Raw genomic sequence first — 21380 nt, 5'->3', positions numbered from 1 at the left:
TCATACAGACTCACCCCGGCGACGCATGGGGCGCCCGCAATGCCTGATCGATTTCCTTGAGCCGCAGTGTCAGACCGCGGTACTCTGCACGGTCGGCCTCGTCCACCAATCCCCCGGCCACGAGCGCGTCCTGACGACGCAACAGGCCGGTGCGCTCCAGGCGCAGCAGCATGGCAAAGAGATCGTGCCGCGCGGTGGATTCATCCACTTCCAGCGGGTCGGGCGATTGGGCGAGGACCTCTTCGGGCGCGTGCCCCGCCCCCCGCAGCGTCTCCCATAGCGCGGCGGCAGAGATCCCGGGTTGATCTTCCAGAATGGACTCCAGCGCCATCACGAAGCCCCGCAGGGGGCTGGGCTCCTGGGACAGCAGCGCGTGTTGCGCCGGGCTGATCTCCCACCACAAGGCGGGCTGCGACAACAGCAAGGGCAGCAACATGCGCAGCAGGTCAGGCGGGGCGGCGAACGCGCGCAGGGCGTGGCGCCCCCCGCGCTGGCGCTGCTCCAGACGGTGCGGCGGGCTGCCGAATGTCTCGGCAGGCGCCGCCGGTTTGCGTGCGGGCGTGGACAGCCGCAGTACCTCACGCAATTCCGCGGTCGGCATGTCGAGTTGCCGGGCAAAATCGGTGAGCAACTGGCCCAGCAGCGCCGGAGCGGCGATCTGGGAAAACAGCGGCCCAGCATCATGAATCGCCTGGGCGCGTCCTTCGGCGGTCGCCATTGCGACGCCGTCGAACAGGCTGGCAAACAGAAACTCGGACAGGGGCTGCGCCCGGCCGATTTCGCGCTCGAAAGCCTCTGCGCCCTTTTCCCGCACATACGAGTCGGGATCATGCTCAGGCGGCAGGAACAGGAACTTCACCACCCGGGTGTCACTGAGCAGCGGCAAGGCGTTTTCCATCGCGCGGCGCGCAGCGCGGCGGCCCGCAGCGTCGCCGTCGAAGCTGAACACCACCTGCCCGGTATGCCGGAAGAGCTTTTGCAACTGCTGCACGGTGCATGCGGTGCCCAGTGTGGCCACCGCGTGCTCGACGCCGAACTGCGCCAGCGCCACCACGTCCATATAGCCTTCGACCACCAGCGCATAACCAGCGCGGGAGATGGCCGAGCGCGCCTCGAACAGACCATACAGTTCCTCGCCCTTGTGGAAGACCGCAGTTTCCGGCGAGTTGAGGTACTTGGGTTCACCCTGATCGATGATGCGCCCGCCAAAGCCGATGACCTCCCCGCGCAGGTTGCGGATCGGAAAGGTGATGCGGTCACGCAGGCGGTCGTAGCGGCGCTGCGCGCTGGCGAAGGATTCGGCCTGGGGATCGAGCGTGTCGCCCTGTGCGTCGCGCGCCACGACCAGCCCGGACTGCACCAGCGCATCGGCGTTGTAATTGGCGAACGCTCCGGCCAGCGGCTGCCAGTCATCCGGCGCGTAGCCCAGGCCAAAGCGCTTGGCGACCTGGCCTTGCAGACCGCGGGTGATGAGATAGTTCTTTGCCCGATCGCTGTGGCGCAGACGGTGCTGATAGAAGCTGTCTGCGGTCTGCAGCGCGTCGATCAGGGTGGCCTGCAGGCTGCGCTGCTGCTGCATCTGCCGCAACTGTTGCGGATCGAGGTCGGGCTCAGGCACGGTGAGGCCACAGCGACCGGCCAGATCCTTGACCGCATCGACAAATCCCATGCCCGCATAGTCCATCAGGAAGCCGATGGCCGTGCCGTGGGCGCCGCAGCCAAAGCAGTGATAGAACTGCTTGCTCGCGCTGACCGTGAAAGACGGCGTCTTCTCGCCGTGAAACGGACACAGCCCCTTGTAATTGCTTCCGGTCTTTTTCAGCTCGACATGCTGGCCGATGACTTCAACGATATCGGCGCGCGCCAGCAGATCCTGAATGAAACCGGGGGGAATGCGCTGCTGCATGATTCGGAACGGTGCGGCAGACCACCGCAGCACAACGTCTTATTTGGGCTGCATGCGAATGGCGCCATCGAGCCGGATGACTTCGCCATTGAGCATCGGGTTGGTCAGGATGGCTTCGACCAGTGCGGCATATTCCTGCGGCTTGCCCAGGCGTTGCGGAAACGGCACCATCTGCCCCAGCGCCGATTGCACCTCGGGCGGCATGCCCATGAGCATGGGCGTCTCGAAAATGCCGGGCGCAATGGTCATCACCCGGATGCCATCGCGCGACAGATCACGCGCCAGCGGCAGCGTCATGCCCGCGATGCCAGCCTTGGACGCGGCATAGGCAACCTGCCCGATCTGTCCGTCGAAGGCGGCCACCGACGCAGTGTGAATGATCACCCCGCGCTCGCCATCGGCAAGCGGCGCTTGCTGCGCCATCACGGCGGCGGCCAGCCGCGCCAGATTGAAACTGCCGATCAGATTGATGCGGATCACGCGCTCGAACAGATCGAGCGCATGCGGGCCCTGCTTGCCCAGGGTGCGTGCTGCCGGCGCAATGCCCGCGCAGCTCACCGCCACCCGCAGCGGCGCCAGTGCTTGCGCAGCATCGACCGCAGCCTGCACGTCTGTCTCGCTGGTGACGTCGCAATGCACGAAATGGGCGCCGATGTCTGCGGCAAGTGACTGACCGGCTGCGTCTTGCACATCGGCGATGACCACGTGCATACCGCGCTCAGCGAGCAAGGCAGCCGTTGCGGCGCCGAGTCCTGAGGCGCCGCCACTGATGACGGCGCTATGGCCTGAGAGTTGCATGATGGCGATCAGAAGGGAAATCAGCCCCGCAGGGCGGCAAAAATGCGCTGCTGCACTTCAGCCACTGGACCCACGCCGGAAATCGTGATCAGGCGAGGCGCATTCGGACGCCCCTGTGCCATGCGCTCGGCGTAGAACTTCACCAGCGGCAGGGTCTGGGCGTGATAGACCTCCAGACGCTTGCGCACGGTGTCTTCCTGATCGTCGGCACGCTGGACCAGCGGCTCACCCGTGGCATCGTCCACACCAGCGACCCGAGGCGGGTTGAACTTGACGTGGTAAGTGCGCCCCGAGGCGGGATGCACGCGGCGACCGCTCAGGCGTTCGATGATGTCGGCATCGGGCACGTCGAACTCAAGCACCACGTCGATGCCGATTCCCGCGTGCTCCAGACCCTCGGCCTGTGCGATGGTGCGCGGGAAGCCGTCGAGCAGAAAGCCCCTGGCGCAATCGGGTGCGGTCAGACGCTCACGCACCACGCCGAGCATGATGTCGTCCGGCACGAGCTGTCCAGACTCCATGATTTTCTGCGCCTGCTGCCCCAGGGGCGTGCCGGCCTTCACGGCGGCGCGCAGCATGTCTCCGGTGGAAATCTGCGGGATGCCGAAATGCTCGGTAATGAAGGCTGCTTGCGTGCCCTTGCCCGCGCCGGGCGCGCCCAAAAGAATCAATCGCATGAAGGTCTCTCAATCGTAAAAACGCAGCGTTTCAGAATAGCAGACCGCCCTGCCCCGGCGCTGACGCGCCGATGACTGCAGCCCGTTCAGCTCGTCCAGAGGGCGCGCACGCGTTCCAGATCGGCGGGGGTATCAACGCCCGGCCCCGGGGCGTGATCGGTGAGGTGCACCGCGATGGCATGTCCATGCCACAGCGCACGCAGCTGTTCCAGCGCCTCGGCCTGTTCCAGCGGCGCAGCGGGCAGAGCCGCGTAGCGGCGCAGAAATCTGTGGCGATAGGCGTAAAGACCGATGTGACGATAGACCGGATGAAGAGCCTGCCCATGGCGCTGCCAGCCGCCTGGGCGCTGCACATAGGTGTCGCGCTGCCAGGGGATCGGGGCACGCGAAAAGTACAGCGCACGGCCCTGGGCATCGAGGACCACCTTGACCACATGGGGATTGAAGATTTCCGCTTCGTCGGTGATGCGGTGGGCGCAGGTGGACATCTCGACCTGCGGCTGGGTCTGCAGCAAGGCGGCGCAGGCCGCGGGCAGTTCCGGATCGATCAGCGGCTCATCGCCCTGCACATTGACCACGATGGCATCGTCGGGCAGGCCCAGCAGCGTGGCAGCCTGGGCCAGCCTGTCGGTGCCGCTGGCGTGTTCAACCGCTGTGAGCACAGCCTGCACGCCATGTGCGGCACAGGCCTGCGCAATGGCTGGACTGTCGCAGGCGACCACAACACCCTGCGCTCCGCTGCGCTGCACGCGCTGCGCCACGCGCACCACCATGGGCGCGCCGCCGATGTCGGCCAGGGGCTTGTCGGGCAGACGGGTCGAGGCCAGACGCGCCGGGATCAGCACCCAGAAGGGCGCAACACTGCTCACGCCGGAGCGTCTGCGTTGCTGGCCTGCGCGGCAGCGGGGGCTTCGGGCGCGGGCAATGTCATGTCGCGCGCCAGATCGACCAGCATGAGCGGAATGTCGTCCCGCACCGGATAGGCCAGTTTGTCGCGCGGGCAGACGAGTTCCTGCGCCTCGCGGTCGAACTGCAGCGAACCCTTGCAAATCGGGCAGACAAGCAGATCAAGAAGTCGGGTGTCCACGCGCACTCTCCAGTTTTTGGTGTAGCCAGGGCAGCAGATCGTCGGGCAGTTCGAGCCGCAATCCGACAACCCAGAGACGCTCGCGCAGGGCGGGCGACAGATGCGCCGATTTTATGGCGTCTTTTTCCGTGATCAGAACCGGGCAGCTGGCGTCGAACGCGGCGAAATCGGTTTCGGCCAGAGGTTTGTGATCCCCCACCGCCACGCCGCTGACCTGCAGCCCGGCGGCGCGCAGCATGGAAAAAAACTGTCCGGGATGTCCGATGCCCGCCAGCGCGCCCAGAGGCTGGCCGGAAAAGCGCTGCGCGAACTGGGCCGGTGAAAGTCTTTCGTCGCCAACCACGCGGTGGAACGCACCCAGTGCGCGCGTCAGAACGACATGGCGCCCTCCCCCGTCGATGCGTTGCAGCGCCTCGGCCGGGCCAAGGGTGGCATCACGCCGCCGCCCGGGCAACTCGCGCAGAGGACCGGCGGGCAGCAGCAGACCATTGCCCCACAGGCGTTGATCGACCACAACCAGTTCCACATCGCGCGCCAGGGCGAGATGCTGCAGACCGTCATCACTGAGCAGGACATCGACTGCGGGATGCGCCGCCAGCAGGTCGCGGGCAGCCTGTACGCGCCTGCGTCCGACCTGGACTGGGCAGCCGGTGAACCGGGCCAGCAGCACGGGTTCGTCCCCGCACAGCGCGGGGTCGCTGTTCTCCTGAACTGCAAGGCTTGCTGCATCTGTCGGGTTGCGCCCATAGCCCCGTGAAATGATGCCTGGATGCCAGCCCATCTGCTGCAACCCGCGGGCCAGCGCCGCGATCAAGGGTGTCTTTCCCGAGCCGCCGACGGTGAGGTTGCCCACCACCACGACGGGCACGGCAACCCGCACCGTCTTGAGCAGACCGAGGTGATAGAGCGCGCGGCGAAAACCCGTCAGCGCGAAAAACAGAAGTGAGAGTGGCCAGAGGACCCAGGTCAGCAGACCGCGGCGCAGCCACCACGCAGGCCAGCCGCTGGGTGACGCGGGCTGCGCCATCAGGAGCCGGGAGACTTTTGCGTGGCGAAAGTCAGACGGCTCAGACCCGCTGCCCGTGCGGCTTCCATCACGTTCACCACCGATTGCTGCGTTGCCTGTGCATCCGCGCTGATGACCACCATGGACTCGGGCTTGCCCTTGGCGGCGTCGAGCAGAGACTGGGTCAGCGCCGCCACGGTGCGGCTGGGGAGGATCTGTTTGTTGATCGCGTATTCCCCGCTGCTGCTGACCGCCACGATGATTTCCTGCGGATTGTTCTGCAGCTTTTCGGCGTCGGCGGTAGGCAGGGTGATCTTCAGCTCGGTGAACTTGGAGTAGGTCGTGCTGATCATCAGAAAAATCAGAATGACCAGCAGCACGTCGATGAGCGGGATGAGGTTGACCTCGGGATCCTCGGAGTTCAGGCGCTTGAAATTCATGGCGGCAGGCGCGGCTCAGCGACGCGGAAGATAGGTCTGCAGGTGCGTGGCCAGACGCCGCGCAGCCTGTTCCAGATCGACGGTGTAGTCGTCCACCCGGCTGCGGAAATAGCGGTAGAAAATCAGCGAGGGCACGGCCACGATCAGGCCGAGCGCCGTGTTATAGAGCGCCACGGAAATGCCGTGTGCCAGCACAGTCGGGTCGGTGCCCGCAGTGGACTGCGAGCCGAAGATCTCGATCATGCCCACCACGGTACCCAACAGCCCGAGCAGTGGCGCGGCCGAGGCCACGGTGGCGAGAACGTTGAGATACTTCTGCAGACGGTAGACCTCGTGTCGGCCGGCGTTTTCGAGATCTTCCTGCAAGCCCGCTGCACTGGCATGCGGGCGTGCCACGGAGCGAAAGCCGCTGGCCAGCACAGCACCCAGTGGCGAATTGCGCTCCAGCTTGTCGATCACATCGGGCGCGGGCAACTGCTTGGACGACACGTTCAGCGCCTCGTCGAGCAGTTTGGGCGGCAGAATGCGGGCACGCCGCAAGGCGGTGAGCCGTTCAAAGATCACGGCCAGCGCCACGATCGAGCACAGGATCAGCGGCCAGATCGGCCAGCCTGCGGCTTGCACCATGTGAAACATGCGGTTGTCCTTTGCGTCTGCTCCGTCACCAGACGGAAATGGTCTCTCCGAACCCCAGCGCCGCATTATGCCGGGTGGCAAAAGCGGCACACAACCCGGGCACGCAACACGCGGGCAGAGGGCGATCCAGTTATCCCACCAAACTGTGGACAACTCTGTGGGCAAGCGCTGAATGGCGTGGCCAAATCCCGCAAAATCAAGACGTCCGCTTAATGTGACGCTTTTTTAAGCATCGATTTATCATTGAAAATCAATGGGTTGTCATGCACGCGCAGCATTTGGCGACATCTGCGCCGCGTGCCTGCCTGTTCGTCTGTACTGTGCACATCCCACGGCCACCAAGGCCGATTGCCGGGTCGTTTCAGTTGGATGATGCGCTTGGCGCAGGCTGCGGCTGGGGCAAATTGCCGGATGCCGTGCTTTGAATCTGCTCACGCAAGATCTGGCGATCCTGCGGGGTCATGACATGCGGCACAACGGGTGCGGAGGCGTCCGGGCTGAGGAAGTGCGTGCCGTGCTGTTTGCCTGCGGCAAACAGGCCGCCCTGCTGCTGGTGCAGCACGGTTTCGCTCGCCACGGGCATGCGTCGCGTCTGGCTCTGGAAAACGGCCGCGGCCGACGCGGATGTCGCAAGCGCCATCGCCACAACACACAGGTTCAGAGCAGGTAAGTTGCGCATTTGCGGCGGGGGCGTATCCAAAGTTTGCAATTGAAATTATCAAGGCGAACCGGCGCGAACCGGCCCGGTCTCGCAGTAAACTCTGTAACAAGCCTTAAGCTGACACATCGCTGCAAGGAAGGATGGCAGTTGCAACTGCCTCGTTTTTCATTTCGATAAGACGCTTCTATGGACCACGAAAAACCGAAAAAGCTGATGGTTGTCGATGATGACGCGCGCATCCGCGATCTGCTGCGTCGCTATCTCTCGCAGGAGGGCTATGAAGTCTTCGTGGCCGAAGATTCCAAGGCCATGTCGCGCATCATGGTCAAGGAGCGTTTCGACCTGATCGTGCTCGACCTGATGCTTCCGGGTGAAGACGGTCTGTCCATCTGCAAGCGCCTGCGCGCCTCCAAGGACCAGACCCCCATCATCATGCTCACGGCCAAGGGCGAGGATGTCGATCGCATCATCGGCCTGGAAGTGGGTGCCGACGACTACCTGCCCAAGCCGTTCAACCCACGCGAACTGCTGGCGCGCATCAGCGCGGTGCTGCGTCGCCAGCCTTCTCCAGAGCTGCCCGGCGCGCCGTCGCGCGAGGACGAAACCGTGGTGTTCGGCCCGTTCAGCCTCGATCTGGCACGGCGCGAGCTCAGCAAGAACGGCGAGGTCATCAGCCTGACCACGGGCGAGTTCGCGATGCTCAAGGCGCTGGTGCGTCACCCGCGCCAGCCGCTGTCGCGCGACCGTCTGGCCGAACTGGCCCGCGGCCGCGACTACGAGGCATTCGACCGCAGTCTGGACGTCGCCATTTCGCGACTGCGCAAGATCATCGAGACCGACGCGGCGCATCCGCGCTACATCCAGACCGTCTGGGGCGTGGGCTATGTCTTCGTCCCCGACAACGCCGAAGGCTGACACGCAGGACGGTTGCGCGGCGCCTCCCGCTCCAGCATCGGGTGTTGGTGTGCTCACCCGGCTGAAACGCTGGATCGGCGGCCTGTTCGGTCGCCTGTATTGGCGCACTTTCCTGCTCATCGTGCTGCTGGTCAGTGCCAGTCTGGCGACCTGGTTCCAGAGCTTTCGCCTGCTTGAGCTCGGGCCGCAGGTCACGCAGACCGCGCGCCAGATCACCAGTCTGATCGACCTCACCCGACTGGCGCTGATTCACTCCGCGCCGCAGTACCGCGTCTCCCTGCTGGAGGATCTGGCGAAAAAGGAGGGCATCTACATCTATCCGCGCAATGCCGCCGATCAGTGGATGCCGATGAACCATACCGACTTCACCAGGCGGCTCGAAACGGCCGTCGATTCGCGCCTGAACGAGCAACTCGACTTTGCCGATGTGGTCAACGACCGCCCAGGCCTGTGGATCGGTTTTCAGATCCAGGGCGACCCGTACTGGCTGCTGCTCGACCGTTCCCGCATCGACCCCTCGCTCAGCGAAACCTGGGCAAGCTGGGGCGTGATCGCTACCCTGCTGGCGCTCATTGGCGCTGCGGTGATCGCCAGCTTTGTCAACAAGCCACTGCGCGACCTTCGTCTCGCAACGGCGCGTGTGGGCGCCGGCAACTACTCGCAGATGCTGGACGAGCAATCCGGCATGCGCGAAATCCGCGAGGTCAACCGCGGCTTCAACCGCATGGCACGCAGCCTGCAGGAGGTGGAAGAGGAACGCGCACTGATGCTGGCCGGCATCTCGCATGACATCCGCACCCCGCTGGCGCGGCTGCGGCTCGAGGCCGAGCTCAGTGTGCCGGATGAGCAGTCGCGCGAGAACATCATCGACGACATCGAGCAGGCCGACCGCATCATCAGCAAGTTTCTCGAATACGCGCGCAGCATCACACCAAAGCTGGAGACGGTGGATCTCAACGCCCTGATCGACTTCGTCCGCGACCGCTACCAGAAAGATGAAACCGTGGTGCTGCATCTGCACACGCCGACAGTGCCTCTCGTGCAGGCCAACACACTGGAACTGCAGCGTGTCGTGGTCAACCTGGTGGAAAACGCCAAGCGCTACGCCCTGACCCCCGGTGAAGTGCATACCGATCTCGACATCAGCCTTCAGCCAGGCATTGATACGGTGCAGCTCACCGTACGCGACCACGGTCCCGGCGTTCCACAGGAACAGCTCGCTCAGCTCACGCGGCCCTTTTTCCGCGGGGATGCTGCGCGCACGTCCGCCAAGGGGACGGGACTCGGCTTGTCGATCGTGGACAAGACCATCGCTGCGATGGGCGGGCGGCTGGAACTCAGCCACGCCGAGGGCGGCGGGCTGCAGGTGCGCATCTGGCTGCCGCAGAAACCACAACATTCACCGTGAGTTGGCCAGCTCCACAAGCATGCGGACGCGCAGCTTCACCGCGTTGAGTCCGTCCTCGGCTCCGCCACGCAGCGGGCCGACACGCGACGCAATCGCCACGCGGACTCCTTGCTCTTCCGCCCATTGCAAGGCCTCCTGCAAGCGTTGATGCACGGTGCCGCCCCCCGTCCCCGCGACCACCAGTCCGCTCAGCGCGGGCTGCAGTGCGGAGTTCGCAACCAGACAACGCACCAGGGCACCGTCCGCACTGGCGTGACTGAGCACGATCTCGACCCGCGGCCAGGCATCGGCGGGCGGAATGGCAAAGGGTGCTCCCGGCTCGGTGTCAGGCCGACGCCAAAGCCGCAGGCTATCGCCATCGACCTCGCCCAACGGACCGCGCTCTCCTGATGTGAACGCATCCATCCGGTGCGTGCTGACCTTGGTGACATCGCGCGCGGCGTGAACCCGGCCATGCAGCACACACACCACACCGAGTCCGAGTGCCTGCGGCTGCACCGCAACCCGAACCGCGTCGAGCAGATTCTGCGGGCCGTCGGCGTCCAATGCGGTGGCCGGGCGCATGGCGGCAGTCAGCACGACCGGCTTGTGACTGCGCTGCACGAGCTGCAGAAAGTAGGCGGTCTCCTCCAGGGTGTCGGTCCCGTGGGTGATCACGCAGGCCGCGATCTCCGGCTGGGCCAGCCAGTGCGCCACCCGCTCGGCCAGGCGCGTCCAGACCGCGACCTCCATATCCTTGCTGTCCAGATTGGCGACCTGCTCGGCATGAATCTGCGCCAGCCGGGACAGGGACGGGATGCCCTCCAGCAAGGCGTCCACGCGCAACACCCCGGCTGTGTAGCCCGGCAGGGTGGGGTCGCCGGTTGCCGTTCCTGCAATCGTGCCGCCGGTGCCAAGCACCACGATCCGGGGGCGTGTGCCAGGTCCTGATGGGTTGTGCATCTCGAAATTCCTTTGCATTGTGGCTGTTATGAATTACAGTGCTGTGCAAATAACCAAGCTGATCAATCGCTCAGTGTGTCAGCAGCCTGCAGGGCTTGCGTCGTTTGTGCGCGTTGGTTTCATTGTGCATTTGCCGGGAGCCCCATCTCATGCGCCGACTCATTTCAAAACTGACCCCCCGCCAGCAGGAAATCCTCGACCTGATCAACGCGTCTGTGCGTGAACTGGGTTATCCACCCACGCGCGCCGAGATTGCGGCACGTCTCGGGTTTCGGTCCGCCAATGCTGCAGAAGATCATTTGCAGGCCCTGGCACGCAAAGGCGTGATCGAGCTCACTCCCGGCGCGTCGCGCGGCATCCGCATCACGGAACCGCACCGCGAGCGTGCGGGCCACGATCGTGCGGGTCAGCCAGCGCGCGCTCAGGGGATGTCGGGATTGCAACTCGCCTTGCCGGGCGCAGAGCAACTCTGTTTGCCGCTCGTCGGTCGGGTGGCAGCCGGCCATCCCATCCTGGCGCAGGAGCACATCGAGCAGACGCTCACGGTCGATCCGGCGGCGTTCTCGGTCCGCCCGGACTATCTGCTCAAGGTACGTGGCATGAGCATGCGCGACGTGGGCATCCTCGATGGCGATCTGCTGGCGGTCAAGAGCAGCAGCACAGCGCAGAACGGCCAGATCGTGGTGGCGCGCATCGGTGACGAAGTCACTGTCAAGCGACTGCGTACCCTGGCCGACCACATCGAACTGCTGCCGGCCAACCCGGAGTTCGAACCCATTCGAGTCTCCGCCGATCAGCCCTTCGCCATCGAGGGACTGGCTGTGGGATTGCTGCGCGGTGCGCTCAATTGACCGCTGATCATACCGCAGGCGTCTGCTGCCGCGACTTCCACCAGCCCCACACTGCAGGCAGCAGGGACAGCACGATGATGCCGACGGTCATCATGCCCAGATTGTGTTTGATCCATGGAATATTGCCGAACAGATAGCCCGCCATCACCAGCAGCCCGACCCACAGGGTTGCTCCCAGCATGTTGTAGGCGAGAAACTTGGCATACGACATCTCCGCAACCCCGGCGACAAACGGCGCAAACGTGCGAATGAAGGGCATGAAGCGCGCAGCAACGATGGTGATGCCGCCATACTTTTCATAGAACGCATGCGCCTTGTCGAAGGCTCGGCGGTTGAACCAGCGCGAATCCTGCCAGGAAAACACCTTGTGCCCGATCGCCTTGCCGATCTGGTAATTGAGGCTATCCCCAAGCACAGCTCCGAGCCACAGCACCGCCATGACCCCAGGCAAGCTGAGCGCGCCCGTGGCGGCAAAGGCCCCCACGACAAACAGCATGGAGTCGCCCGGCAGGAACGGCATGATCACCAGACCGGTTTCGATAAACACGATGCCGAACAACAGGCCATACACCCAGGGCCCGTACGACGAGATGAACTGTGCCAGATGCACGTCGAAGTGCAGGATGAGATCGATGAGCGAGTGAAGGTCCATGCGGCGAGTGCGAGGGGGCGAAATGGGCGACCAGGGTAGTCAGCAAAGGCAGAGAGACCGACCCGGAGGATGACCAGGCGGACTGCACCAGTTGCATGCTGCCGCCGGAAACTGAGCAGTGGCTGAGCAAGCCCGATTCTGGCCGCTGGGAGACGCGCTGAAAACAGCCTGAAAAGTATACTGAGCCCAGTTGTCCATTCGTCTGCGTGCGCCGGGTGACTGACCGCGCGCTCCTCCTGCCTTGCCGCAACCCCAACGTCCGATTCGTCCATTGCCGGACGTGCTCATCAGCCAGATTGCCGCCGGCGAGGTCATCGAGCGCCCGGCCTCTGCGCTGCGCGAACTGCTCGACAACGCCATCGACTCCGGAGCCAGCGCCATCACCGTGCGGCTGGAGCAAGGCGGCCTGGGCAGCATCCAGGTGGAGGATGATGGCTGCGGCATTCCTCCTGACGAGCTGCCGCTGGCTCTGCTGCGGCACGCCACCAGCAAGATCGCCGATCTCGACGAACTGCATCACGCCGCACATCTCGGGTTTCGCGGCGAGGCCCTGGCGGCCATGGCGGCAGTGGCCGAGGTCGAGATCATCAGTCGCCGTGCGGATGCCCGGGGTGCGGCCATCAGCGCCAGCGGCGGCCAGGTCAGCGGTGTGCAGCCGGCCGCAGCGCAGCCCGGTACACGCGTCACCTTGCGGCAACTGTTTTTCAATCTGCCGGCACGGCGCAAATTTCTCAAGTCGCCCAGCACCGAATATGCCTGGTGCGCCGAGGTGTTCAGACGCACCGCCATCGCTCACCCGCAGATTGCCCTGCGGCTCTGGCATGACGGCCAGCTCAAGCTGCAATTCGAGCGCGACAACTCCGCGCAGGGACTTGATCGCCTCGCTGCCGTGCTGGGGGATGCCTTCAGCGCCCACGCGCTGCCCGTGGTCACACAGGTCGGCCCGCTCACGCTGCGCGGTCTGGTGTGCAAGCCGACCGCTGCCCGCGCCCGTGCCGATGTTCAGCACATTCTGGTCAACAGGCGTTGGGTGCGCGACCGCACCGTAGCGCATGGCGTGCGTGCGGCCTACGCGGATGTGCTGCATGGCGCGCTGCAGCCGCAGTTCGCCCTGTTGATCGATCTTCCGGCCGAACTGGTCGACGTGAATGTGCATCCGGCCAAGTCGGAAGTGCGATTCCGCGACGGCTCCGCCGTGCATCAGGCGGTGCGCCATGCCGTCGAACAGGCGCTTGCCAGGGTCGGCGGCGCGACGCAACTTGAGCAAGACGCAGCGCATGCGGCCCGCGCCGAACTGCGGGCGCCATCCCCGCTGCCGACAACGACTCCCCTGCCCTTAAGCTATGCCCGCCCCAGCCCGCCGCCCTGGGATGCGGTCGCCCGTGCCCATGCGCCGCTCGGCCCTGCCACGACATGGCAGGCGCAGGACAGTGCCCTCGCAGGCGCCTATGCCAGCGAGTCCAGACCGCCTGCGTCCGAGCCAGATCAGCGCACCGATTTCCCCCTCGGCTTCGCGCTGGCGCAGCTTCTCGGCATCTACATCCTGGCGCAAAACCGGCAGGGGCTGGTGATCGTGGACATGCATGCCGCACATGAACGCATCGTCTACGAGCGCCTGAAGGCTGCGGAACAGGGCGGCGCACCCGTTGCCGTGCAGCCCCTGCTGATTCCCGCCGCCTTTGCCGCAAGCGATGCCGAAATCGGCGCCGTCGAAGACCATGCCGATGCCCTGCTCAGCCTGGGCATCGAACTCGACCGCGCCGGGCCCGGCAGCCTGGTGGTACGCGCCACCCCAGCGCTGCTCGCACATGCCGATCCCATCCGGCTCGCGCGGGGCGTGCTGGCCGATCTGATCGCACAAGGCACCAGCGCGCGTCTGCAGGAGCGGCGCAATGCCCTGCTTTCCAGCATGGCCTGCCACGGCGCCATCCGTGCCAACCGTCAGCTCACCCTGGCCGAGATGAACGCGCTGCTGCGCGACATGGAGCACACCGAACGCGCCGACCAGTGCAACCACGGACGCCCGACCTGGCGGCAGATCGGCCTGGCCGATCTGGACGCCCTGTTCCTGCGCGGGCGCTGACCATGACCCCGCTGCACGACAAACGGCCGGTCGCCTGCATCGTCGGGCCGACAGCAAGCGGCAAGACCGCCGCCGCGCTGCATCTCGCCCAGCAGGCGCAGACGCGAGGCCAGAGGGTCGAACTCATCAGCATGGATTCCGCGCTGGTCTATCGCGGCATGGACATCGGCACCGCCAAGCCGAGTGCCGAGGAGCGCGCCGCGTGCGCGCACCATCTGCTCGACATCCTCGACCCGGCGCAGGCCTACAGCGCCGCGCAGTTCGTGGCCGATGCACGTCGGCTGATCGACGACATCCGCCGACGCGGGGCGCAGCCGCTCATCGTCGGCGGCACCATGCTCTACCTCAAGGCGTTGCAGTCGGGCCTGTCCGCGCTGCCGCAGGCCGATGCGCAACTGCGCGCCCAGCTCGACGCCGACGCCGCGCGGCTCGGCTGGCCCGCGCTGCACGCGCGTCTGGCTGCGGTGGATGCACCCACTGCCGCTCGCCTCGCCCCGAACGATGCCCAGCGCATCCAGCGCGCGCTCGAAGTCTGGCTGCTCAGCGGCCGGCCACTGTCGGCGCATTTCGCTCCGCCCGCGCACCCGGAGCAAGCCCTTCCCCTGCGCATCCTGTCGCTCGAACCCTCGGACCGGAGTGTGCTGCATGCACGCATCGCTGACCGTTTTGACGCCATGCTGGCCGCGGGCTTTCTCGACGAGGTACGCGCCCTGCGCCAACGCGGCGACCTCAGCCCCGCGCTGCCGTCCATCCGTGCCGTGGGCTACCGGCAGGCGTGGAATCATCTCGATGGCATGACCTCGTCTGCCGAGTTTCGCGAACAGGCCATCTCCGCCACCCGGCAGCTGGCCAAGCGTCAGCTCACCTGGCTGCGCTCCCTGCCCCAGCGCGAGGTGTTCGACTGTCTCGCTCCGCTCAGTGACACCCTGGCCCGCATCGAGAAGTTTTGACCCCGCAGGCACGCCAGCAGGCCCGCGCCACGCCGGACAGATTCAAGTTTTCCCCGATCGGGCCGTTAGGTGGACTGTCAAACGCATTCCACGCCGCCCGCCAGTGCCAACGCCCCTGCCCCCCTCGCCGCCTGTTCAAGAGACCCCGTTGTGCAATGCGCAGTGGGCGGCGCACCCACTCTCAGGCTTTGGCCTTGTGTTTCAGCTCCAACAACGCGGCGGGCAGCTGCAATTCACTCAGGCCAGCGAATCGGCGCACATGGTGTGCGGCCTCAGTGCCGAGGCGCTGCTGCGCTCCAGCCTTTCCTTCATCGGTCGCATTCACGCAGAGGATCAGGCCGATTTCCACGCCTCGCTCCAGGCCAGCGCGCTGCATGGCGAGCCCTGGAACTGGGAGGGACGCATTCTGACGGAGGGCGAGATCAAGTGGATCAACATCCGCGCTGCCGTCACCCGCGCGGGCGCTGCGCAGGCGCAGTGGGACGGCATCATGATCAACATCAGCCATGCGCGCCGCCGCGAGTCCGATCTGCGCGACATGGCCGCGCACATGGAACATGCCCGCGAGCAGGAACGCGCCCGCCTCGCGCGCGACATGCACGACGAACTCGGCCAGTTGCTCACCGCGCTGAAAATGGACATCAGCCTGCTGCGCAGGCGGCTGGGCCCGGACGACGCGCAACTCAACAGCATGGCCAGCCTGGTGGACGCCGCCACGGCCGCGGGTCGGCGGGTGGCAGCACAGCTTCGTCCCGCCGTGCTCGACCTGGGCCTGACCGAAGGGCTGACCTGGCTGGCCGAGCAATTCACACAGCGCTATGGCGTCCCCGTTGTGCTCGATCTCGACAACGCGGGAACCCTGGACGACATGACGGCCATCCAGATTTTCCGCATTGCGCAGGAAGCCTTCACCAACATCGCCCGCCATGCGCAGGCCAGCTCGGTGCAATTCGCCCTCGCCCGCATGCCCGGGCTGATCGCACTGGACATCATGGACGATGGACGGGGCTTCGACAGCCAGACGCAGTCCAGCCAGACATCCTTCGGTCTGCGCGGCATGCGCGAGCGCGCGCACCTGCTGGGCGGCGCGCTGGAGTGCATCAGCGCGCCAGACCAGGGCACCAGCATCCGCCTGCGCGTGCCCTGCGCGGACTGATCGCCCATGGAAGCCATTCGCGTACTCATCGTGGACGACCATGCCCTGTTCGGCGCCGGGCTGGCCCGTGTGCTGGAGGCGGATGGTCTGCAAACGCAGTGGTGCGGCGATGCCGCACGCGCGCTGGACGCCATCCGCAACAGCAGCTGGAGCGTGGTGTTGCTCGATGTCTCCATGCCAGGCAGCGACGGTCTCGATCTGCTCAAGCGCACCAAAGCCGGCCATCCCAGCCTGCCCGTGCTCATGCTGAGCATGCACGCCGAACACCTGTTTGCCATGCGCGCCCTGCGCCATGGCGCGGCCGGCTATCTCACCAAGGACAGCGCCCCCGAAGTTCTGATCGACGCCATTCGCACCGCAGCCCATGGCAAACGCTATCTCACCGGGCCCGTGGCCGAGCAGCTCGCCAACCATTTCCAGGATGGTGAAGCCGCTCATGCCTTGCCGCACCAAACTTTGAGCGACCGTGAATTGCAGGTCCTGCTGCGCATCGGCGCCGGACGCACTGTGGGCGAAGTGGCGCGTGAACTGCACCTGAGCGTCAAGACCATCAGCACGCACAAGACCCATCTGATGCGAAAAATGGCCCTCGTGCGCGATGCCGATCTGGTGCGCTACGCGCTGGACCACAAACTGGTATGAAGCTGTCAGATGTCGGAATTTTCTGACAGCGCAAAGCGTCCCAGTCCGATGTTCCCTCGCGCCTGCGACCGATGGCTGTGAACCCACCAGCCCCGAACAATGGGTACACAATTCCTTTCTGAAGGCGGGCGCATGCAACTGATGGTGGTCGACGATTCCGCGCTGGTGCGCGAGCGCCTGGCGAATCTGCTGTGCGGCATTGCCGGAGTGCATGGTGTGTTGCAGGCCGACAGCGGTCAGCACGCCTTGGACCTTCTGGACGTTGACACCGCCGGAACCGTGCGTTTCATCGTGCTCGACATCGAGATGCCGGGCGAAAACGGGCTGCAGCTTCTTCAACGCATCAAGGCCAGCCGCAGCGATGTGCGCATCGCCATGTTCACCCAGCATGCCAACTCGCAGCACCGCGCTCGCAGCCTGGATGGCGGCGCGGATTACTTCTTCGACAAAGGCTCCGAAATCGAGCAACTCGAAACCGTCGTGCGCCAACTGGCCGCGCAATTCCACAGTCCCGCCCCTTGACCCCGCCATGACCGACTCCAACACCACACATCAGGTTGACGCCGCAGCACAAATCGACACCCTGTGCGCACAGGCGCTGCCCGTCCTTGGTCAGCAGATCGACGCTGGGCGAGCGCAGATGGAAACCGCCATCCTCGCGCTCAGCCAACGCTTTTCCAGTCTGTACACCAGGCTGGAAAACGCGGTCAAGGCGTCGCAGCAGGCAGCGGCCGGCATGGACGGCGGCGAAGGCGTCGTGGCGGTGTTCCAGCGCAGCGAAGGCGAACTCGGCGATGTGCTCGATCAGTTGCGCGCCGCGCTGGCCAAACGCGCCGCCATGGTGAGCGAAGTGCTGGGCATGTCGCGCTATACCGAGGCACTGGAAAAGATGTCCGCCGAAGTGGCCGCACTGGCGGCCAAGACCAATCTGCTCGCGCTCAATGCCGCCATCGAGGCCGCACGGGCCGGAGAAAACGGCCGCGGCTTCGCCGTGGTGGCCGACGAAGTGCGCAAGCTCTCGGCACAGTCGCGCGATACCGGCCGCAAGATGGGCGAGCAGGTGCAGATCATCACGGGCGCCATTCAGACCCTCACCCGCTCCGCTGAGCAGTCCCAGAAGGAGGAGCAGCAGTTCCTCAGCCGGTCCGAGTCGTCGATCGACCAGGTGCTCACCCGGCTGCGCAATGTCGCCACGGGGTTGTCCGAATCGAGTGATCTGCTGCAGCGCGAGAGCAGTGGCATCCGCGAGGAAATCGGTGACGTTCTCGTTTCGCTCCAGTTCCAGGACCGGGTCAGCCAGATCCTCACCCACAGCCGCGACAGTCTCGATGCATTGGTGGTGGAACTGCAGAGCTATCAGTCACGCCGCGCCGGCAATGCCACAGCGCCGCTGGACACCGCCGGATTCATGCAGCGCATCGCCAGCGGCTACACCACGCAGGAGCAGCGCCTGAATCACGGCGGCCTGTCAACGGTGGATGCGCAGGACGGCGGCGACATCACCTTTTTCTGAAGCACGTCATCGCTCAATTTCGTTCAACTCCATTCACTCGCACATTGCCATGGCCAAAACCATTCTCATCGTCGACGACTCCGCCTCACTGCGCCAGGTGGTCAACATCGCCCTCGCCAGCGCTGGCTACGAGGTCATCGAAGCCTGCGACGGCATGGACGCGCTGACCAAGCTCGATGGCCGCAAAATCCACCTCATCATCAGCGACGTGAACATGCCCAATATGGACGGCATCACCCTGGTGAAGGAGATCAAGCAAAAGCCCGAATACAAGTTCACCCCGATCATCATGCTCACCACCGAGAGCCAGAATGACATGAAGGCGCAGGGCCAGGCCGCCGGTGCCCGTGCCTGGGTGGTCAAGCCCTTTCAGCCTGCGCAGATGCTGGCTGCGGTGTCCAAACTCATTGCACCCTGAGCCCGCCGAAGGAGACACCGTGGACTTCATCGAACAACAGGCAGGGCCGGTCTGCAGTGTTGCACTGCAGGGAGCTCTGGACATCTATGCCGCCGCGCAGGTGCGCGAGCGACTCGCCAATCTGATCGCCCAGCATCCGCTCATTGAATTGCAACTGGCCGAAGTCGACGAGATCGACACCTCCGGCGTGCAGATCCTGCTTGCCGCCAAGCAGCAAGCCAGCACTCTGGAGCACAGCCTCAAACTCACTGCGCACAGCCCGGCTGTCATCGACGCGCTCGAACTCTGCGGCCTGCTGGCGTATTTCGGCGATCCGGTGATCGAGTTCGGCCGCAGTCCCCAGTCACAGGAGCGCACATGAACTTTGAACAGCAAATGCACCAGGCGATGCGCTCGTTCATCGTCGAAGCCCAGGAACTGCTCGAAGGCATGGAGCAGGGGCTGATGGAGCTGGAAACGCAGGCGCAAGGAGATGGCAGCGAACGCATCAACGCTCTGTTCCGCGCGGCGCACACCATCAAGGGCTCGGCCGGTCTGTTCGGGCTGGACGGTATCGTGCGTTTCACCCACCATCTGGAAAGCGTGCTCGATCTGATGCGCGACGAAAAACTGGCCGTCAGCTCCGAGATCGTGGCCGTGCTGTTGCAGGGCCGCGATCATCTTGCCCAGCTGATCGAGCAGGTGGACCAGCAAGGCGAATGCGTCAGCGGCACGACCGAAGAGCAGGCGCTGGTGGCCCGTCTCCTGGCCGCGCAGCAACCGGCTGGCGGAACGTTGGCGGTGGTCGCTTCGACTGAGGCGCTGGGGCCACCAGCCGCAGCCGCGGACCCAGTTACCGTCCTGCCTCACGGCGCTGCACTCACCGCCACCTGGCATCTGTCGCTGCGCTTTGGCCCAGACAGCCTGCGCAACGGCATGGACCCTCTGGCCTTCATCCGCTATCTGCGGGGTCTCGGCGAGATCGTCGGACTGGTCACGCTCACCGACGCGCTGCCCGCACTGGACATGATGGATGCCGAAACCAGCTACCTCGGCTTCGAGATCAATTTCAAGAGCGCGGCCAGCAAGGAAGAGATCGAGGCGGTGTTCGAGTTCGTGCGCGAAGACAGCACCATCCGCATCCTGCCAGCGCACAGCCGCATTGCCGACTATGTGCAGCTCATCCGCAGCATGCCGGAAGATGATCTGCGATTGGGCGACATCCTGGTGCAGGTCGGCACGCTGACGCAGAAAGAACTTGCAGACGCACTGAGCGCCCAGCATGACGCGCAGACTGGCGGTGCCGCCGTCGCCCCGTTGGGGGAAATTCTGGTGCGCGAAGGCGCCACCCATCAGCCCATCGTGCAGGCTGCGCTCGACAAGCAAAAGCAGGTCAAGGACAAGCGCAGCCGCGATAGCCAGATGCTGCGCGTTGCCGCCGACAAGCTCGACGCATTGATCAACCTTGTGGGCGAATTGGTGATTGCCAGCGCGGGCAACGCCCTGCATGCGCAAGGCGCCGCACAGCGCGAGGCGGCTGCGCAAATTACCCGGCTGGTGGAAGACATTCGCGAGCGCGCATTGAAATTGCGCATGGTGGAAATCGGCGAGACCTTCGCACGCTTCCAGCGCGTGGTGCGTGACGTGTCGAAAGAGTTAGGCAAGGACATCGCGCTGGTCATCGAAGGCGCCGACACCGAGATGGACAAGACCCTGGTCGAGCGCATCGCCGATCCGCTGATGCACCTGGTGCGCAATTCGATGGATCACGGCATCGAAGCGCCCGATATCCGCGTTGCGCGCGGCAAACCCGCGCAAGGCACGCTCAAGCTGTCGGCATGCCACGACTCGGGCAGCATCCTCATCACAGTGGCGGATGACGGCGGCGGGCTCAACCGCGAACGCATTCTGTCCAAGGCGGTGGAGCGCGGCCTGATCAAATCCGAACTGGCCGCCACCCTGCCCGACCATGAGGTCTGGACTCTGATTTTCGAACCTGGCTTTTCCACCGCCGACGCCATTACCGACCTATCGGGTCGCGGCGTGGGCATGGATGTGGTCAAACGCAATATCGAAGCCATCCGTGGCAGCATCGACATCCAGAGCGCAGCCGGCCAGGGTACCCAGATGCGCCTGCGCCTGCCGCTCACTCTTGCCATCATCGACGGCTTTCTGGTGCGCAGCGCTGCGCACACCTATGTGCTGCCGCTGGATGCGGTGGTGGAGTGCATGGAGTTCCACCCAGCTCAGCAGAAGCCGGGCTACATCAACCTGCGCGGGGAAGTACTGCCGCTGCTTTATCTGCGGGAGGCGCTGGGCGTTGGTGCAGATGACGACCTCCATACGAACCTTGGCGGCGATCACCAGCCCCCCAATGCCTTGCCCCGCAGCAACGTCGTGGTGACCCAGACCGCGGGCCAACGCGCTGGGCTTGTAGTCGACGCCCTGCTGGGGGAATACCAGACCGTCATCAAGCCGCTGGGCGCGCTGTTCACCCATCTGCAAGGCATCAGCGGCTCGACCATTCTGGGTAACGGTGAGGTGGCCTTGATCCTGGATGTTCCGGCCCTGGTGGGCCGTGCCTCCCGTCAGCCCCTCGAACTGAAACAAACGGCGGTGACGTCCTGAGACGACGTTATTTCCGAACTCTCTGAAAAGCG

General features: G+C 64.9%; 23 protein-coding genes. 12 read left to right on the top strand and 11 right to left on the bottom strand.

Annotated elements, in window-relative coordinates:
* Positions 1–10: 10 nt before the first annotated feature.
* From dnaG to AC1ZQA_RS07965, 9 genes are all read right to left on the bottom strand, one after another.
* Positions 11–1906 carry a DNA primase gene (dnaG, locus tag AC1ZQA_RS08005; protein ID WP_482676458.1) on the bottom strand — a complete coding sequence of 632 codons (1896 nt, stop codon included), beginning with the start codon at positions 1904–1906 and terminating at the stop codon, positions 11–13.
* 39 nt (positions 1907–1945) lie between these two features.
* The gene (locus AC1ZQA_RS08000; RefSeq protein WP_482676457.1) at positions 1946–2704 is read right to left on the bottom strand and encodes an SDR family NAD(P)-dependent oxidoreductase; all 759 of its coding nucleotides are present in this window, start codon (positions 2702–2704) and stop codon (positions 1946–1948) included.
* 20 nt (positions 2705–2724) lie between these two features.
* Positions 2725–3381, bottom strand: a complete 657-nt coding sequence (adk, locus tag AC1ZQA_RS07995) for an adenylate kinase (RefSeq protein WP_482676456.1) — start codon at positions 3379–3381, stop codon at positions 2725–2727.
* 86 nt (positions 3382–3467) lie between these two features.
* Complete coding sequence (gene kdsB, locus AC1ZQA_RS07990; protein ID WP_482679259.1) at positions 3468–4250, bottom strand: 3-deoxy-manno-octulosonate cytidylyltransferase; 783 nt, start codon at positions 4248–4250, stop codon at positions 3468–3470.
* Positions 4247–4468 carry a Trm112 family protein gene (locus tag AC1ZQA_RS07985; RefSeq protein ID WP_482679258.1) on the bottom strand — a complete coding sequence of 74 codons (222 nt, stop codon included), beginning with the start codon at positions 4466–4468 and terminating at the stop codon, positions 4247–4249. Before AC1ZQA_RS07985 ends, kdsB begins: the two co-directional genes overlap by 4 nt.
* Positions 4449–5495 (bottom strand): tetraacyldisaccharide 4'-kinase, encoded by a 1047-nt coding sequence (gene lpxK, locus AC1ZQA_RS07980; protein ID WP_482679257.1) that lies wholly within the window; start codon positions 5493–5495, stop codon positions 4449–4451. Before lpxK ends, AC1ZQA_RS07985 begins: the two co-directional genes overlap by 20 nt.
* Positions 5495–5914: an ExbD/TolR family protein gene (locus tag AC1ZQA_RS07975; protein WP_482679256.1), complete on the bottom strand. Its 420-nt coding sequence runs from the start codon at positions 5912–5914 to the stop codon at positions 5495–5497. Before AC1ZQA_RS07975 ends, lpxK begins: the two co-directional genes overlap by 1 nt.
* Before the next feature lie 15 nt (positions 5915–5929).
* On the bottom strand, positions 5930–6550 hold the full coding sequence (locus tag AC1ZQA_RS07970; protein WP_482679255.1) for a MotA/TolQ/ExbB proton channel family protein: 621 nt from the start codon (positions 6548–6550) through the stop codon (positions 5930–5932).
* A 361-nt stretch (positions 6551–6911) separates the two neighbouring features.
* Positions 6912–7133, bottom strand: coding sequence for a hypothetical protein (locus tag AC1ZQA_RS07965; RefSeq protein WP_482679254.1), 222 nt, complete (start codon positions 7131–7133; stop codon positions 6912–6914).
* 264 nt (positions 7134–7397) lie between these two features.
* On the opposite strand from AC1ZQA_RS07965, the gene ompR reads away from it, so the two are divergent.
* A complete protein-coding gene (ompR, locus tag AC1ZQA_RS07960; RefSeq protein WP_013105699.1) occupies positions 7398–8126 on the top strand; it encodes an osmolarity response regulator transcription factor OmpR in 729 nt (242 codons plus the stop codon).
* Positions 8095–9534 (top strand): ATP-binding protein, encoded by a 1440-nt coding sequence (locus AC1ZQA_RS07955; protein ID WP_482679253.1) that lies wholly within the window; start codon positions 8095–8097, stop codon positions 9532–9534. Before ompR ends, AC1ZQA_RS07955 begins: the two co-directional genes overlap by 32 nt.
* On the opposite strand, the gene AC1ZQA_RS07950 is transcribed toward AC1ZQA_RS07955, so the two are convergent.
* The gene (locus tag AC1ZQA_RS07950) at positions 9526–10476 is read right to left on the bottom strand and encodes an asparaginase (RefSeq protein ID WP_482679252.1); all 951 of its coding nucleotides are present in this window, start codon (positions 10474–10476) and stop codon (positions 9526–9528) included. The genes AC1ZQA_RS07955 and AC1ZQA_RS07950 overlap by 9 nt on opposite strands.
* A gap of 161 nt (positions 10477–10637) precedes the next feature.
* Here AC1ZQA_RS07950 and lexA point away from each other — a divergent pair, with 161 nt between their 5' ends.
* On the top strand, positions 10638–11327 hold the full coding sequence (gene lexA, locus AC1ZQA_RS07945; protein WP_482679294.1) for a transcriptional repressor LexA: 690 nt from the start codon (positions 10638–10640) through the stop codon (positions 11325–11327).
* Positions 11328–11334: 7 nt separating this feature from the next.
* Here the strand turns inward: lexA and AC1ZQA_RS07940 are convergent, their stop codons facing one another.
* Positions 11335–11979, bottom strand: coding sequence for a DedA family protein (locus AC1ZQA_RS07940; RefSeq protein WP_482679251.1), 645 nt, complete (start codon positions 11977–11979; stop codon positions 11335–11337).
* 241 nt (positions 11980–12220) lie between these two features.
* On the opposite strand from AC1ZQA_RS07940, the gene mutL reads away from it, so the two are divergent.
* From mutL to AC1ZQA_RS07895, 9 genes are all read left to right on the top strand, one after another.
* Positions 12221–14062 (top strand): DNA mismatch repair endonuclease MutL, encoded by a 1842-nt coding sequence (mutL, locus tag AC1ZQA_RS07935; RefSeq protein WP_482679250.1) that lies wholly within the window; start codon positions 12221–12223, stop codon positions 14060–14062.
* A gap of 2 nt (positions 14063–14064) precedes the next feature.
* Entirely contained in the window at positions 14065–15012 is a 948-nt protein-coding gene (gene miaA, locus AC1ZQA_RS07930) for a tRNA (adenosine(37)-N6)-dimethylallyltransferase MiaA (RefSeq protein WP_482679249.1), read from the top strand.
* 196 nt (positions 15013–15208) lie between these two features.
* Positions 15209–16168 carry a sensor histidine kinase gene (locus AC1ZQA_RS07925; RefSeq protein ID WP_482679248.1) on the top strand — a complete coding sequence of 320 codons (960 nt, stop codon included), beginning with the start codon at positions 15209–15211 and terminating at the stop codon, positions 16166–16168.
* 6 nt (positions 16169–16174) lie between these two features.
* On the top strand, positions 16175–16810 hold the full coding sequence (locus AC1ZQA_RS07920) for a response regulator (protein WP_482679247.1): 636 nt from the start codon (positions 16175–16177) through the stop codon (positions 16808–16810).
* 132 nt (positions 16811–16942) lie between these two features.
* A complete protein-coding gene (locus AC1ZQA_RS07915) occupies positions 16943–17332 on the top strand; it encodes a response regulator (protein WP_482679246.1) in 390 nt (129 codons plus the stop codon).
* A gap of 7 nt (positions 17333–17339) precedes the next feature.
* Positions 17340–18323, top strand: a complete 984-nt coding sequence (locus AC1ZQA_RS07910; RefSeq protein ID WP_482679245.1) for a methyl-accepting chemotaxis protein — start codon at positions 17340–17342, stop codon at positions 18321–18323.
* Between the two features lie 49 nt (positions 18324–18372).
* Entirely contained in the window at positions 18373–18741 is a 369-nt protein-coding gene (locus tag AC1ZQA_RS07905; protein WP_482679244.1) for a response regulator, read from the top strand.
* A 19-nt stretch (positions 18742–18760) separates the two neighbouring features.
* Complete coding sequence (locus tag AC1ZQA_RS07900; RefSeq protein WP_482679243.1) at positions 18761–19102, top strand: STAS domain-containing protein; 342 nt, start codon at positions 18761–18763, stop codon at positions 19100–19102.
* Positions 19099–21348: a chemotaxis protein CheA gene (locus AC1ZQA_RS07895; protein ID WP_482679242.1), complete on the top strand. Its 2250-nt coding sequence runs from the start codon at positions 19099–19101 to the stop codon at positions 21346–21348. Before AC1ZQA_RS07900 ends, AC1ZQA_RS07895 begins: the two co-directional genes overlap by 4 nt.
* Positions 21349–21380 lie beyond the last annotated feature (32 nt).

It is taken from the genome of Thiomonas sp. DCM-2, from assembly GCF_056820905.1.
The sequence above is the reverse complement of the archived record's forward strand: the minus strand, read 5'-3'. Positions and strand labels throughout refer to the sequence as shown.